This is a genomic window from Halorussus ruber, assembly GCF_004765785.1.
GTDB classification, from domain to species: domain Archaea; phylum Halobacteriota; class Halobacteria; order Halobacteriales; family Haladaptataceae; genus Halorussus; species Halorussus ruber.
On sequence record NZ_ML219768.1, the window covers coordinates 208,565 to 223,599 of the forward strand.

Genomic DNA, 15,035 nt, shown 5'->3' on the forward strand with positions numbered 1-15,035 from the left:
TTACGCGCTTCGTTCGAGTCGCTCAGAACGTCAGCCGTTCCAGCAGCCGCCGGAAGCGACTCGGCCGGTTTCGGTCGTGGAGGTGGACCGTGAGGACCGGCTCAGTTCGGTCGTCGTCGAGCGGGTCGTCGGCGCTCACGAGAGTGAGGTCGGGAGCGGTGACGCGCCCGCCGTCGGGACGCGCGACCAGCGTCTTCCCCGGACTCTCGACCACGTCGCGGATGTCGCCGTGGTAGGCGTCGATGGCGTCCGCGCGGCGGTCGGTCGTGTGACGGCCGACGCGGTACTCCAGATGCATGCGGGCGTCGTTGACGCTGGCGAGCGCGTCGCCCAGCGCCAGCTTGACGGGGTCGTACGGTCCGCTGTCGGTGACGACGCAGATGTCCGCCACGTCGCCGAGTTCACCGTCCGAGCGCGCTCCGCTATCGTCAGCGAGCGCCCTCCCATCGTCGGAGAGCGTCCCGACGTCGCACGGGGCGTGGTCGCGGACCCACTGAACGTCGTCTCGCAGCGGCCCGCCTTCGAGGCCCGAGCCGTCCTCGGACAGCAAGAGGAGGTCGGCGTCGTGTTCGTCGGCGACGTTGACGACCGCGTGGGCGGCGTCGTGAGTGACGACTTCCCCGAAACTCACCGGCACGTCTACCTCGTCGGCCAGTTGTGCGGTGAACTCCTCGAAGGCCTCGTCGCCGGGCGACTGGACCTCGGCGGCGTACGAGAGCGGCACTTGGTCGGGTTCGACGTCGAAGCGGACGACCGAGACCCCGCCGTCGTGTGCCCGCGCGGCGTCGGCGGCGACGCGAACCAGTTTGCGTTCTCGCTCCGGGGGCGTCTGTTCGCCGACGCCGACCAGCACCTCGTAGCCGGGTTGCGAGAGCGCCTCGCGGGTCTCCTCGAGGAGGTCTTGGCCGACTCGTCGGCGGACCTCCTCGATGGCGGCCCCCTCGCGCTCGACCTGCTGGCGGGCGTAGCCGAGGTACCACGCCAGTCCGACGGCGATGATAGCCGCCGCGCCGACCAGCGGGACTGTCCCCATCTGGGTCAGCAGGACCAGTCCCGTCACGACGCCGAACACCTGCGTCCACGGGTAGAGCGGCGCTCGGAAGCTCGGCTCGTACTCGGCGTGGCCCTCGCGGAACGCGACGACTGCGGCGTTGACGAGGACGAACACGAGAATCTGGAAGGCGCTGGCGAGCTTCGCTATCTCCATGATGGGCACGAACGCGATGAACACGAGCAGGACGCCGCCCGTGAGCGAGATGGCAGGCACGGGCGTGCCGAGGTTGGCGTGGACGGCCCCGAGACTCGCGGGCACGAGTCGGTCCCGCGCCATTGCGAAGGGGTAGCGCGAGGACGAGAGGATGCCCGCGTTGGCCGTCGAGACCAGCGCGAGGACGGCCGCGACGACGACCGCGCCGACGCCGAGCGGGCCGAGAGTGACGGCGGCGACGTCCGCCATCGGCGTGAGCGTCTGCCCGATGGTCGAGAGGTCGGCGACGCCGACCATCACGGCGACGATGAGGACGTACAGCAAGGTGGTGAATGCTAACGACCCGAGAATCCCCAGCGGGATGTTCCGGTCGGGGTTCTCGATCTCCTCGGCGACGCTGGCGACCTTCGTGACGCCAGCGTACGAGACGAACACGAGGCCCGTCGCGGCGACGAGACCGCCCGGACCCTCGGCGAAGAATCCGGCGAAGTTGGCGCTCTGCACGTCGATAGCGCCGCCGCCGACGAACCAGACCATCACCGCGAGCATGACGGCGACGATGGCCACCTGAAGCCGACCGGTGAGTTTGGCACCGACTAAGTTGACGACCACCAAGGCGGCGGCCAACCCGAGCGTCAGCGGGAGTATCCACGCGTCGGGCACCGAGACGAGCAACAGGAGGTAGGGCACGCCGCCGACGAGCGCGAGTGCGCCCTTGAACGACAGCGAGAACCACGTCCCGAGTCCGGCGATAGTGCCGAGTAGCGGACCCATCCCGCGCTCGATGTAGACGTACGAACCGCCGGACTCCGGCATGGCCGTCGCCATCTCCGCCTTCGAGAGCGCCGCGGGAAGGACGAGAATCCCGGCGACGAGATAGGCGAGGACGACCGCCGGACCGGCGATGCCGACCGCCAGCGCGGGCAGGATGAAGATACCGCTCCCGACCATCGCACCGATGCTGATGGCGACGACGCTGGCGAGTCCGAGGTCGCGCTCTAATCCTTTCGCCATTATTCTCTGAGCCTCACTCGGTCGTCGGCCTCGGCTGTTCGGTCTGCGGCGGTCGGCTCCTCGGGGGTGACGAAATCGGTCGTCGTCCGCGCGACGGCCCCCGAGACGCATATCGTCTCGATGCCAGCGTCGTCGAACGCCGCCCGTCTCTCCGGGTCGTTGACGAGGGCGATTACCCTGTCGGCGTCGAACGCGTGCGGGGCGGCCGTCGCTAGCAGCAGGTTCCGTGCGTCGGACGATGTCGCCACGACGACGGTCACTGCGGAACAGTCGATGGACGGCTTCGCGGTCTCCAGCGTCGATTCGTGAGTAGTCAGTCCGGCCTCGCGTGCGCGGTTCGCCGACGGTTCGGCGTCGGCGAACGCGACAGACCGGTTCTGTACAGCTAGTTCGGTCGCAATCTCGAGGCCGGTCGGTCCGCCCCCGAGTACGAGTGTTTCATGGGTCATACGATATGGCCCCGAGCCACCCCTCCGAGGGCGACGACCGGTGGCTACTCTCACGTAATCTCCCGAACGTGATAAAGACTCCGGTAAAATTAGACAACTTCAAATTATATTCGTGAAGAATCCTTAAGTTGGGAAAATCACGCCCATAATTAGATATTGTCCGCTATTGCTGAGTCGGAGAAGCGCCTCTCGTCGCTTCAGATGGGTGCGAACGGGCGATACGAGGAGGGTTCGACAAGTGGCCGAACTGGCAGAGAAGTGCCAAGGGTGGTCCGCACGACCCGGTCGAGTGTCCGGAAGATTTCTACGCTTCGGTCGGTGTCCGGCAGAGAGTCGGATTGTAGAACGGATATTATTTCTTTAGAGATTCTATTTCCACCCCTAATCAATACTTATAATTCCCACGGTCGGCGCGCGCTGGCGTCTCACCGAGCGTATTCGAAAATCTCCGATTTTCGGGCCTCGAATTCGATTTCCACCCGGTTCGTCTTCCGCGGCGATTCGGGACTCTCGGTGGGCGTCAGTAGTGTCGGTCCTCGACGCGGGCGTCGAACGCTTCGACCAACTCGTCGGTTATCGGTCCGACCTCGTACTCGGTCTCGCCGACCCGCGAGACCGGCCGGACCTCCCACGTCGAGTTCGTCAGGAAGACCTCGTCCCCTTGCCGGAGGTCCTCGGGCGCGTAGCTCCCGGTTTCGACCGGAATCCCCGACTCCTCGGCCAGTTCGAGGAGGACCGCTCGCGTGATGCCGGGCAGAATCGGACCCTCCAGCGAGGGCGTCTTGAGCGTGCCATCGACGCAGAAGAAGAGGTTGCTCGTCGCGCCCTCGGTCAGCAGTCCCTCGGAATCGACCATCAGGGCCTCGTCGGCGTCGGTCTCTCCTCGGGCCAAGATTCCCTGCAGGTAGTTGTGGGTCTTGGCGGCCGCAGGGAGCGACTCGTCGGGGATGCGAACGCGCTCGACCACCTCGGCGCTGGCCGGGGCGTCCCAGACCTCGGTCCCGCCGAGGCCGCCGCGGGGTAACTCCGAGACGATGACGACCACGGTCGGGTCTGGGTCTGCGGGCGGTGCCAACTTCCCGCCGTGGCTTCCCCGCGTGACCGAGAGTCTGACGTAGGCCTCCGAGAAGTCGTTGGCGGCGAGGGTGTCGTCCACGATGGCCCGGAGTTCGGAGCGCTCGAATCCGTGGTCGAACCCGAGGCACTCGCAAGTCCGGGTGAGTCGTTCGAAGTGGCGGTCCCACGCGAAGGGGTCGCCGCCGTAGGCCCGGAGCGTCTCGAACGCGGCGTCTCCGTACTTGAACCCGCGGTCGCGCACCGAGACGGTCGCCTCGCTGGCGGGGCGAAGGTCGCCGTCCACGTAGAAAACCGGGTCGTCCATGCAGTCGAGTTGGGGCCGGTCGCCCAAAACTGTGGTACCTCTCGGCCTGCGCGAGTCTGTGGTACCTCTCGACTTGCTGGAATTTCTTATCGCTCGACTTCCACCAACCGTTCGACCGGAGGCAGTTCGTGGTCGGTGTCGGTGATGGTCTCCATCCGGTGGTCGAACTTCTCGCTGGCGTAGTCCACGAGCGCGTCGGCCTCGAACAGGAGTTCGAAGCCCTCGAAGATGTCGTACACGTCGGGCAGGAGGTCGGTCATCGTCTCGTGGATGACGGCCTCGTCCACGCCGTCTTCGAGGAGTTGCTGGATTTTGAACATCCCGAACCCGACGTGGCGGCCCTCGTCGGACCGGACGTAGGCGGTGCCCTCGATGAGGCCTTCGAGGTCGGGGTACTCGCGGGCGGAGATGTCGTCGGCCCGAGGACTGAACGCCGACTCGAAGCCGTAGTAGGCGGTCTGGGCCACCACGCCCTCGACGGTCAGGTGGTAGTGACAGTAGGCCTCGGCCCGGTTTTCGGGCGTGTCTTCCTCGTGGAGTTTCTCCATCGCGGCCTCGTTCTTGTCGAACAGCGAGACGTAGCCGTCCATGAAGAACCGCTGGTCGGTGGGGTAGACCTTCTCGAAGCCGAGTTCCTCGGCGACCGGGAAGACGACCTCGCGCCAGTAGCGGTCGAAGAACTGGGTGTGCTTTGCCTCCTCGTAAATCTGCGAGGAGATGTACATCTGGTCGTTTACGTCTTCCAGCACCGCCATCAGCGGCGCGAGGTCCTCGGTGACGGCCTCCTCGCCAGCGCCGAACAGCGCCAGCGCGTTCATGAACTCCTCGAACTCGTCGCGGGTCAGGCCGTGGTCGACGAGTTTCTCGCGGTCGTCGACGAGCAGTTGTTGGGGGACGTCCTCGTAGGGGTCCCAGTGATTATAGACTGCGTGCTTGAAGAACTTCTGCGGTTGATACTCTTGGTCGAGTCGGAAGTCTCTGCTAGTATCGTTTATTTGAGTCATATTTACTATTAATTTATTTAAATATAGTCTATTTATAACCTTTGCTTGCCATGTGGTACTTGCGTACCGTTTCGACGCCGTCGATGAAGTCCTTTAAGTCCACGGAGTCGGCGTCGGGCACCTCCGACCGGAGGGTCGAGTACTTCAAATCCCACTGGTCTAAGAGTTCGCTCTCCAGTCCGTGTTGCTTGAATCGAGAGGCGAACAGTTCGGGGTCGAGACTGTCTTCGCCCTCCCGAAGCCCTTCGAGTTCTTCCATCGAGAGCAGACCGCGGGCGATAGCTTTGGTGAAGATGGCGGAGGTGAAGTCGCCTTCCGCGATTTCTCGCTCCCACGTGGAAGTCCAATTACTTATGCGAACGAGTTGCTGGCCCCGGTAGACCGACTCGCGGATCTGGGAGAGTTCGTCGCGGTCCACCGACGGGGAGTTCATCAGGTCGATGTCGGCCGCCGCCAGCATCACCATGTTGTGGGGCGTGTACTGCATCATCTCCGCGGTGTTCATCATCTCGGGGTTGTCGTTGGCCAGTCGCTCGTAGTCCATCGCGTTCAGCGACTGGCGGAGGTCGAACTCGAAGAAGGGCCTGAACTCGGACTCGCGCTCGGTCGCTTCGAGCAGCGATTCGGTGGTGTCCCAGACCTCTTGGAGAAACTTCAGGTAGTCGGTCCGCACGTCGTCGCGCTCGAAATCGGCGTACTCCTGCTCGAAAGGGATTTTGCTCGCCTCTCGAAACGATTCGGCGTCTCGAAAGTTGTCGGCGAGGTCGTCGACGAGCGTGACGTACATCGAGAGAATCGTCTTGTGAGTGCAGACGTGGTCGACTCGCTCGTCGGGCACGCTATCGAGCGTGACGAACGGAAAACTTCTCGCCAGCCACTTCCAGAGGTACTCGTCGCGTATGCCGATGCGGTCGTTGTACTCCTCGACGAGTCGGTCGAGCGGCGGGTCGAGCGTCTGGTTCTGAACTTCGGTAACAATCCGTTGAGAATCGAGGGCCATCTCCTGATTGTTGGCCATTATGCAATCTAATCATACTGAGAGAGCTTAATACTTTTCCAAGAATAAGCAGTTAAATAAACTATCAGAGAAATTATCTGTCGACTTCGCCCATAATCACGTCGAGGCTTCCGAGCGACGCGATGAGGTCGGGGACAGTCCCACCCTCGGCCATCTCGGGGAGCGCCTGCAGGTTCGAGAAGCACGGCGAGCGAATCTTGAACCGACCGGGCTTGTCGGTGCCGTCGGACCGGATGTAGATGCCGAGTTCGCCCTTCGCACCCTCGACGGCGCGGTAGATTTCGGCGTCTTCCTCGGGCTTGAGCGTCCGCGGGACGTTCGCCTGAATGTTGCGCTCGTCCTCGGGCCAGTCTTCGAGCAGGTCCACGCACTGGCTGATGATTTTCGCGGACTCCTCGACTTCCCGCATCCGAACGAGCAGACGCGAGAAGTTGTCGCACCCGTCCTCGGTGACGACTTCCCAATCGAGTTCGTCGTAGTAGCCGTAGGGGTCGTCGCGCCGGAGGTCGTAGTCGATACCGGAGCCACGAGCGACCGGCCCGGTCACGCCGTAGTTTTTGGCGGTTTCGGGGTCGAGGACGCCCGTGTCGATGGTCCGAACCTGAAGAATCTCGTTGCCCGTGACGAGGTCGTGGTACTCCTCGAGCGACTCCGGAATGTCGTTCAGCAGGTCCCGGGTCTTCTCGAAGAACTCCTCGCGGGGTTCGGGCAGGTCCCAGACCACGCCGCCCAGACGGAAGTAGTTGAACATCAGGCGCTGGCCCGTGAGGTCTTCGAGGATGTTGAGAATCTTCTCACGGTCGCGCATCGCGTACATGAAGATGGCGGTGAAGTCGCCGTAAACGTCGAGCGCGTAGGTTCCGAGCGCCAGCAGGTGCGACGCGATACGACAGAGTTCCGCGCCCATCGTCCGGATGATTTGGGCGTACTCGGGCACCTCGATGTCGTTCAGGTCCTCGGCGGCGCGGGCGTAGGACCACTCGTTGAGGAGACCCGACGAGGCGTAGTCCCACCGGTCGGGGTAGGGCATAATCTGGTGGCGGTACGTGCCCTGCTGGGCCATCTGCTCCTCGCAGCGGTGGAGATAGCCGATGTCGGGGTCCACGTCCGCGACCTGCTCGCCGTCCAGCACCGTCTTGAGGTGCAGGACGCCGTGGGTCGCCGGGTGGTTGGGACCGATGTTGAGGAGCATCGTGTCCGACTCCTCGTCGTGGAAGTCCTCGGCGACGGGGTTCTCGTGCGCGGCGAACGAGACGACTTGCGGCTGTTCCTGGTTGTAGTCCTTCGACATGGGGTGGCCCTGCCACGTCTCGGGAAGGAGGATGCGCCGCGGGTCCGGGTGGTCCTCGTACTCGATGCCGATGAGGTCGTAGGCCTCCCGCTCGTGCCAGTCCGCGGTTCGGTAGACCGCGTTCGCGGACTCGCTGGTCGGGTTGTCGGGCGTCGTCGGGACGACGACGCTGACCTCTTGGGTCGGGTCGTCGTACTTCTTGAGGTGGTAAATCGTCTCGTACCGGTCGTCGTACTCCTGGGCGGTGACGTTCGAGAGGTGGTCGAAGCCAGCCTCGTTCCGAAGTTTCTCGAGGGTGGCGACCACTTCGTCTGGTCGAACGACGAATCCCGGCGCGTTGAGGTGGTCGTCGCGTTCGATGACGTGTTCGCTCAACAGGTCCGCGATCTCCTCGGTGGTCTGTACTGGCGCGGAACCGCTGTCCGGTTGGAGTTTTTCGCTGCTCATTGGCTTTCAGTCCAGTCGTACCGCATGACGAGGTCGTCTTGGTCGATCTGGTCGGCGAGACTGTCGACGAGTTCGTCGCGTTCGAGGTCGCTGAACTGTTCGAGTTCGTAGGGCTTGACCGTGACGCGGGTACTCTCGCCGTTGGCGATGCGCTCCTGAAGCTTCACGATACCGTACAGGAGTGCCTCGGGGCGCGGCGGGCAACCGGGGACGTGGATGTCCACCGGGAGAATCTGCTCTGCGCCCTTGATGACGTTGTAGCCCTCTTGGAAGGGGCCGCCAGAAATCGTACACGAACCCATGCTGACGACGAACTTGGGCTCGGGCATCTGGTCGTAGAGGCGCTTGAGGCGCGGGCCGAGTTTAGAGACGATAGTGCCCGGGATGACCATCAGGTCCGCCTGTCGCGGGGAGGCACGAGGCACACCGGAACCGAACCGGTCGAGGTCGTGCTTGGTTGCGAACGTGTGCATCATCTCGATGCTGCAACACGCGATACCGAACTGGAAGAGGAACATCGACGACCCCCGTACCCAGTTCATGAACTTGTTGAACTTGGTGAGGATGAACGGCGTCGAGCCGAACATCTCGGTGAGTTTCGAGTTGAACCGGGCGTCCTGGCCCGTGCTCCGTCGGTCCTCCCACGTGTCGCTCCGTCCGGCCGTTGCTCGGGGTGAGTTCGGTGGTGTGTTTTTACTCATGTGGTGAACTCCTGCGTCGTGTGTCTGTCACGCTGTGCGTAAAGGCTTCGTGACCCGGTATGGTCGGGCGCTACGCGGTCGTCGGAATCGAGGTGTGACCCGGTAGCGACGATGCCCGATACCTCCGGTTCCATACTCTCGCTAGCACCATCTACGTAGCCAGCGAGGTATATACTTACTGTTCTCCGGGGGAGTTTTCCATAATTAAAAATATACAATCCGAATTGGCCGACGAGACGGCGCGTCCCCCGATTATTTTCCGCATTCATCCACTAATCGAAATATCGTTTCGGGAAGATATATTTCGTTCATAGGCATATTTTTGTATCTCGAATCGGGAGGGAGCGTATGGACTTCGCCTTATCTGAAGAGCAAAAGCAACTCAAGGGCGAGATTCGCCGGTTCGCCGAGGAGGAAATCGAGCCGGTCGCTACCGAGTACGACACCGAGGAGAAGTATCCGTGGGATGTCGTCGAGACGGCCGCCGATATGGGACTGCTGGCCCCGCAGGTCCCGATGGAGTACGGCGGGGCCGGGTACGGCGCGACCGAGATGGCGCTCATCATCGAGGAGTTGTTCGCGGCCGACGCCGGAATCGGGGGGAGCGTCATCTCGACTTCTTACGGGAGCGAGGCGCTGGTCCGGTTCGGCACCGAGGAGCAATGCGAGAAGTACCTCCCCGACATCGCCTCCGGCGACTCGATTTGCGGCATCGCTATCTCGGAACCCCACGCTGGCTCGGACGTCTCCGCTATCTCCACCCGCGCCGAGAAGGACGGCGACGAGTGGGTCATTAATGGAAACAAGATGTGGATTTCCAACGGGACGGTCGGGGACTTCTTCGTCATGCTCTGCAAGACCGACCCCGAGGCGGAGGGCCGATACAATGGCTTCTCCCAGATTATCGTGGAGTCCGACCGCGAGGGCTTCGAGGCCGAGAAGATTACCGGCAAGATGGGGGTCCGGGCGGGCGACACCGCCGAACTGATATTAGACGACGTGCGCGTCCCCGAGGAGAATTTGGTGGGCACGCGAGGCATGGGCTTCCTCCAACAGATGCAGTTCTTCGACGAGCTCAGGGTCGGCGGCGCGGCGCAGGGTCTCGGCATCGCCAAGGGCGCGGCAGACCGGGCGCTGGAGTACGCCCAAGAGCGCGAGCAGTTCGACCGACCCATCTCGGAGTTCCAAGCGATTCAGCACAAAATCGCGGAGATGTACACCCGAATCGAGGCCGCCCGGAGTCTGACCTACAAGGCCGCGTGGGCGGTGGACAACGAGAAATCGGAGAACACCAAACTCGTCTCGATGGCCAAGGAGTTCGCCTCCCGCGTGGCGGTGGACGTGACCCAAGAGGCGGTCCAAATCTTCGGGGGCGCTGGCTACGTCAACGACTTCGACGTGGAACGGTTCTACCGCGACGCCAAGATTACCCAGATTTACGAGGGCACCACCGAGATTCAGAAGAACATCATCGCCCGCGAGTTGCTCGACAAGGGCTTCTGATTACGTCCCCTCGTACATCGCCCCGATCTTCTCGGCGAATCGCTCCTCGATTTCGGACTGGCGCTTCTTCAGCGTCGGCGTGAGTTCGCCCTTCTCGACGCTGAACTCCCGTGAGATAAGTCGGAAGTCACCAACCGTCTCGGACTCGGCGAGAGACTCGTTGGCCTCCTCGATTTCCTCCTCGTAGAGATTCCGGACCGCTCCGTCCTGAAGGAGGTCCTCCGAGACCGCGACCGGGGTGCCCTCGTCGTCTCTCGTCGGGTCGGCGTCGAGACCCTGCTCGTCGGCGAAGTCCGCGAGCGCCTCGAAGTTCGGCTGGACCAGCGCGGTCACGAACTTCCGGCCGTCGGCGACCGCCATCGCGTCGCCGATGTATCTGCTCCGGGTCAGCACCGACTCGATGCGAGTCGGCGCAACCGTCTTGCCGGTGTCGAGGACCGCGATGCGCTTCTTGCGGTCCACGATTTGCAGGAACTCCTCGTCGTCGAACTCGCCGATGTCGCCGGTGTGGTACCACCCGTCGGTCAGCGATTCCGCGGTCGCTTGCTCGTCGCCCCAGTAGCGGTCCATCACGTTCGGGCCGCGGTAGAGGATTTCGCCGTCGTCGGCGAGTCGGACCTCGCCGTCGCCGATGGGTTGGCCGACCGTCCCGGCCCGGAAGTGGTCGGGGTAGTTCGAGGCGACCGGGCCAGTCGTTTCGGTCGCGCCGTAGACCTCGCAGAGCGGGACGCCCATCCCCCAGAAGAAGTGGAGTAGGTCGGCGTCGATGCTCGCCGCGCCGGTGATGGCGTGGCGGACGTTGGTCAGGCCGAGTTCGGACCGGAGCTTCGAGAAGACCAGTCTGTCCGCGAGGGCGTGCTTGACCCGGAGGAGAGGCCCGGGCGTGCCGCCACCACTTAGCTCCTCGCCGTACTCGTGGGCCACGCCGTCGGCCCAGTCCAGAAGGCGGCGCTTCGCGCCGGACATGCCAGCGATGCGGTTCTGGAGTCGGTCGTAGATGCGCCGGTAGACCCGCGGGACCGTGATGAGGACCGAGGGTTCGACCGCGCGGAGTTCCGACTTGATGTCGTCGGGGTGCATGTAGGCCGCGCTCGCCCCGGCGTCCCAGAAGAGGTAGGTGCCGACGCGCTGGAAGACGTGCGAGAGCGGCAGGAAGCAGGTGCCCACGTCCGAGGCCTCGACCGGCAGGCGAGTGGCTATCATCTCGGTTCCGGCGAGCAGGTTCCGGTGCGTGATGGCGCATCCTTTCGGGTCGCCCGTGGTTCCGCTGGTGTAGATGATGGTCGCCACGTCGTCGGGAGCGGCGTTCAGGTCCGGCAGGTCGTCGGGATTTCCTCGGGGGAGGTCGTCCAAGCGGTAGACCGCATCGACCGCATCGGCCACCTGCCGAGCGGGGTCGTCCTCTACGAACAGGGCGTCGATTCCGGCGTCCTCGACGACGTAAGTCGCTTGGTCGGGGCTGAAGTCGGGGAACACCGGGACCAGCACGACGCCAGCGAGGTAGGCGGCGACGTCCACGACCGACCACTCGTAGCACGTGTCGGCGCGAATCCCGACGCGGTCGCCCGGTTCGACGCCCGACGACGAGAGCGCCGACGCGACTTCGGCGGCGCGCTCGTAGTGGTCGCCGAAGGTGCGCTCCTCGAAGGCGACCTCGTCTCCGGCGTCGCGGCGGACCAGCGCCAGCGTGCGGTCGGCGTACTCGTCGGCGACGCCGGTGAACCACTCGTCCATCGTCTGCTTCTCGACCGCTGTCGTCTCGTCCGCTGTTCTCTTGTCCGCTGTCGTCCCGGCGTCGCTCTCCTCGGCCGTCGCTACGTCTTCGTCCCTCTCGTCGCCTGTCGTCGCGTCTCTCCGAGCAGATTCAGACATGTGACTCACCCGTGGAATCCGATTGCGGACGAGCGCGCCGTCTCGAACCCGCGAGGACGGACCCTCTGGCGTTCGCACCGCGTTCAAAATCCGAGAACGGGAAAGCCAAATCGCCGTCGAACGCTCGGTTTCCACCCATATTACGTCATAAACCCTCAGATAAGATATTTAAGTTTTTATCATTCCTATACCGGCAGTTAGTGGAACTGGCGAGGCGGCAGGGAAAGGTAGGGAGGGAAAAAGGAGGGAAAGATGGGGAGGGAAAAAAGCAGGGAAAAGGCAGGGCGGAAAAAGCGGGCCGGAAAAAGCGGGCGAGGAAAATCGAGCAGGGAAAAGCGGGCGGCGAGACGGACGACTACGCCTGCAGAATCAGCGTGTAGACGCTCAGGAGTTCGTCCTCGTCCACGGCGTCGGGGTCCGCTCGGAAGCGCTCGGTCCGTTCGCGCCACGCTTCGAGTTCCTCGGCGTAGTCGAAGAAGTCCATGAAGTAGGTGATCGCGGCGGGGTTGCAGGCCAGCGAATCGGTCTCGACGACTTCGAATCCGGCCTCGCGGCAGAAGCGCTCGACGGTGTCGGGTTCGAGGGTGTACTGGCTGAGGACGAGCGATTCGTCGCCCTCCTCGGGGGTCGCGTAGAGTCGCTGTTCGATGAGTTCGTCGCCGTAGTGGACCTCGCCGCGGACGGAGCCGAGGTCGTTGACCAGATGGTCGTCGTACTCGGTCACTTCCGCGTGGTCGTAGTTGTACGCGGGGTCTACAAACAGGTTCTCGGTCCCCGTGGTCGGAGCAGTGATGATAGCCTCGCCGCCCTCGCCGACGGTCTCGTGAATCTCCGCGATGACCTCGGCGGGGTCGGGCGTGTCCTGGACCATGTTGATGGCGTAGACGAGGTCCGCGTCGTGGACTTCGGGGTCGAGGTACGCCTCCTCGACCGTCGCGTTGTCGAGGTCGGCGATTTTCTCCTCGGCCACCTCGATGTCCTCGGCGATGGGGTCGACGCCGTGGACCTCGATGTCGGGGTAACGCTCGGCGAGGGCGGCCGTCAGCGTCCCGTCACCGCACCCCGCGTCGATAACTCTGTCCACGTCGTCTCTGCCGTCGGGATAGGAGAGGAGCCATTCGAGCGAGGAGTCGACGCCGAGCGGACTAATCCACGAGAAGTCGCCGTCGCGTTCTGCTTGGAAACCAGTGTCGAAGTCTGGCATTGACCCCCGTTTCACACCCGCCCATCATTAGTTCACAGGTTCCGCGAGATACCAAAATGATTTTGTTCCTTTCAGCGTATCCACACAGTGATTTTATTTGGGCGCGCCGTCTCCTCGAACTTCCGCCGTTCGCCGGTGGGCGTTTCCCCACGAGGGGGAAGCATTCCCGACCATTTGTCGTCAGTCCGTTAGAAATCAATAATAATATAAAGATTAATGGTATTTGAATATTGATTCGTTTCCGATGAGTTCACACAGCGGTTCCGGCGATTTTTGGCGGTTTCGCGGACCGAAACGCTCGCTGACGCCGACGAGCGCGACGAGTGGAAGCCGACCACCGCTGCAATCCTCTAGAAATTAAAAACAATGCTCTCGACAGTATTTGGAATGCCGACCGCGACGGCGGCCGCGTTCGGCGTGACGGCGCTGGCTGGCTGTGCCGCCGCCATCCACTATCTGGTCGTTCACATCCTGCTGGGCAAGCCGATTCGGGAGGAGCCCCGATGACGATGAACACGTTCTACACCGGCGCGTTCGCGGTCTATCTCCTCGGCGTGCTGGCGCTCGGCGCGTGGGGGAACAAACAGAGCGAGTCGCTGGAGGACTTCTGGCTCTACGGTCGGGACCTCGGGCCGACGCTGGCGACGTGGTCGCTGGTCGCCAACTTCGTCAGCACCGTCGCCATCATCGGTCTCGTCGGCGCGATTTACACCGACGGCTACTCCGTCATGCTCAACATCCAGTTCGGTCTGATGCTCGGCCTCAGCGGGATGTACTTCGTCGCCCACAAGGTCCGGAGCTTCGACTACACGACCCTGCCCGACATCATCGTGGACGTGACCGGCTACGAGGGCGCGAAGCCGATCTCCGCCGTCGTCCTGCTTCTGAACGGCTGGCTCTACGTCCTGATGCAGTTGGTCGGCGCGAGCCTGCTCGTGACGACGATCACCGGCATCGAGTACAAGTACATCGTCTGGGTCGTCGCCGTCGTCTTCATCGCCTACACCGTGATGGGCGGCCTCGTCAGCGTGGCGTGGACCGACCTCGTGCAGGGGACCATCATGGTCGCGTCCGTCTTCTTCGTCTCGGTCTACCTCGTCACCGACCTCGGCGGCCTCGCGTCGGTCAACACCCAACTGGCGAACATCGACCCCGAACTGATTACGCCGCTGAAGCCCGACCAGACGATTATCGGAGTCCTCGGCACCGCGACGGCGTTCTTCGGCACGCTGTTCACCAGCCAGAGCGCCATCATCCACCTGAACGCGACCCGCGACCTCAAGACCGCCAAGTCCCACATCGCGGTCAGCGGCGTCATCCTGACGGCGTTCTCCTTTGCGATGGTCTTCCTCGGCGGGGCCGCAGTCGTCGCGCTCGACAACGCCGGAATCCCGGTGGACAACCCCGACGCCGCCTTCCCGCTGCTGCTCACCGAGTACCTGCCGACCGAAATCGGCGCGCTCCTGATTCTGGCGGCGATGGGCGCGATTCTCTCGACCACCGACACGATGCTCCACGGAACCGGCGTCACCGCCGCCCACGACATCTTCTCGTACTTCCGGCCCGACGCCGCCGACGAGACGAAACTCCGCGTGTTCCGGTTCTCGGCCATCGCCGCGGGACTCGCGGCCGCCGGGGTCGCCATCGACCCGCCGGGGACCATCATCGTCATCTACTACCTGCGAGCGGTCCTGCTGACCTGCGCCTTCCTCGTGCCGGTGTACGCCGCGCTCCGGTGGAACTGGCTGTCGGGCCGCCCGGTGCTGGCGGGCATCGTCGTCGGCGTCGTCTCGGGGGTCGGCTGGACCATCGCCGGACCGCGAGCCGTCGTCCCCGGCACCTTCGTCGGCATCGGAGCCTCGGGCGCGACGATGCTCCTCACGACGCTGGCCGCGAAGTGGACGCCCGACTCGCTGGCGAGCGAAGTCAACGACTAAATACCGC

Annotated in this window: 12 protein-coding genes; 3 read left to right on the plus strand and 9 right to left on the minus strand. The window is 63.6% G+C overall.

Annotated features, from left to right (window positions below; all coding sequences use genetic code 11):
* Positions 1-22 precede the first annotated feature (22 nt).
* The 7 genes from EPL01_RS01030 to EPL01_RS01060 form a co-directional block, all read right to left on the minus strand.
* Complete coding sequence (locus tag EPL01_RS01030; protein WP_135823403.1) at positions 23-2,221, minus strand: APC family permease; 2,199 nt, start codon at positions 2,219-2,221, stop codon at positions 23-25.
* Positions 2,221-2,670, minus strand: a complete 450-nt coding sequence (locus EPL01_RS01035) for an NAD-binding protein (RefSeq protein ID WP_135823404.1) — start codon at positions 2,668-2,670, stop codon at positions 2,221-2,223. Before EPL01_RS01035 ends, EPL01_RS01030 begins: the two co-directional genes overlap by 1 nt.
* Before the next feature lie 520 nt (positions 2,671-3,190).
* Complete coding sequence (locus tag EPL01_RS01040) at positions 3,191-4,051, minus strand: aminotransferase class IV (protein WP_135823405.1); 861 nt, start codon at positions 4,049-4,051, stop codon at positions 3,191-3,193.
* An 86-nt stretch (positions 4,052-4,137) separates the two neighbouring features.
* Positions 4,138-5,055 (minus strand): ferritin family protein, encoded by a 918-nt coding sequence (locus tag EPL01_RS01045; RefSeq protein ID WP_135823406.1) that lies wholly within the window; start codon positions 5,053-5,055, stop codon positions 4,138-4,140.
* Positions 5,056-5,083: 28 nt separating this feature from the next.
* Positions 5,084-6,073 (minus strand): hypothetical protein, encoded by a 990-nt coding sequence (locus tag EPL01_RS01050; protein WP_135823407.1) that lies wholly within the window; start codon positions 6,071-6,073, stop codon positions 5,084-5,086.
* A gap of 73 nt (positions 6,074-6,146) precedes the next feature.
* Positions 6,147-7,811: an NADH-quinone oxidoreductase subunit D gene (locus EPL01_RS01055; protein WP_135823408.1), complete on the minus strand. Its 1,665-nt coding sequence runs from the start codon at positions 7,809-7,811 to the stop codon at positions 6,147-6,149.
* The gene (locus EPL01_RS01060) at positions 7,808-8,512 is read right to left on the minus strand and encodes an NADH-quinone oxidoreductase subunit B (protein ID WP_135823409.1); all 705 of its coding nucleotides are present in this window, start codon (positions 8,510-8,512) and stop codon (positions 7,808-7,810) included. Before EPL01_RS01060 ends, EPL01_RS01055 begins: the two co-directional genes overlap by 4 nt.
* Before the next feature lie 348 nt (positions 8,513-8,860).
* Here EPL01_RS01060 and EPL01_RS01065 point away from each other — a divergent pair, with 348 nt between their 5' ends.
* Entirely contained in the window at positions 8,861-10,015 is a 1,155-nt protein-coding gene (locus EPL01_RS01065) for an acyl-CoA dehydrogenase family protein (RefSeq protein WP_135823410.1), read from the plus strand.
* Here the strand turns inward: EPL01_RS01065 and EPL01_RS01070 are convergent, their stop codons facing one another.
* Positions 10,016-11,887, minus strand: coding sequence for an AMP-dependent synthetase/ligase (locus tag EPL01_RS01070; protein WP_135823411.1), 1,872 nt, complete (start codon positions 11,885-11,887; stop codon positions 10,016-10,018).
* Positions 11,888-12,087: 200 nt separating this feature from the next.
* Between EPL01_RS01070 and EPL01_RS01075 the strand changes: the two genes are divergently transcribed.
* Positions 12,088-12,267: a hypothetical protein gene (locus tag EPL01_RS01075; RefSeq protein WP_135823412.1), complete on the plus strand. Its 180-nt coding sequence runs from the start codon at positions 12,088-12,090 to the stop codon at positions 12,265-12,267.
* Here EPL01_RS01075 and EPL01_RS01080 read toward each other — a convergent pair.
* Positions 12,243-13,091 (minus strand): class I SAM-dependent methyltransferase, encoded by an 849-nt coding sequence (locus EPL01_RS01080; protein ID WP_135823413.1) that lies wholly within the window; start codon positions 13,089-13,091, stop codon positions 12,243-12,245. The genes EPL01_RS01075 and EPL01_RS01080 overlap by 25 nt on opposite strands.
* Before the next feature lie 503 nt (positions 13,092-13,594).
* Between EPL01_RS01080 and EPL01_RS01090 the strand changes: the two genes are divergently transcribed.
* Positions 13,595-15,028: a sodium:solute symporter family protein gene (locus EPL01_RS01090; protein WP_135823414.1), complete on the plus strand. Its 1,434-nt coding sequence runs from the start codon at positions 13,595-13,597 to the stop codon at positions 15,026-15,028.
* Positions 15,029-15,035: the final 7 nt, after the last annotated feature.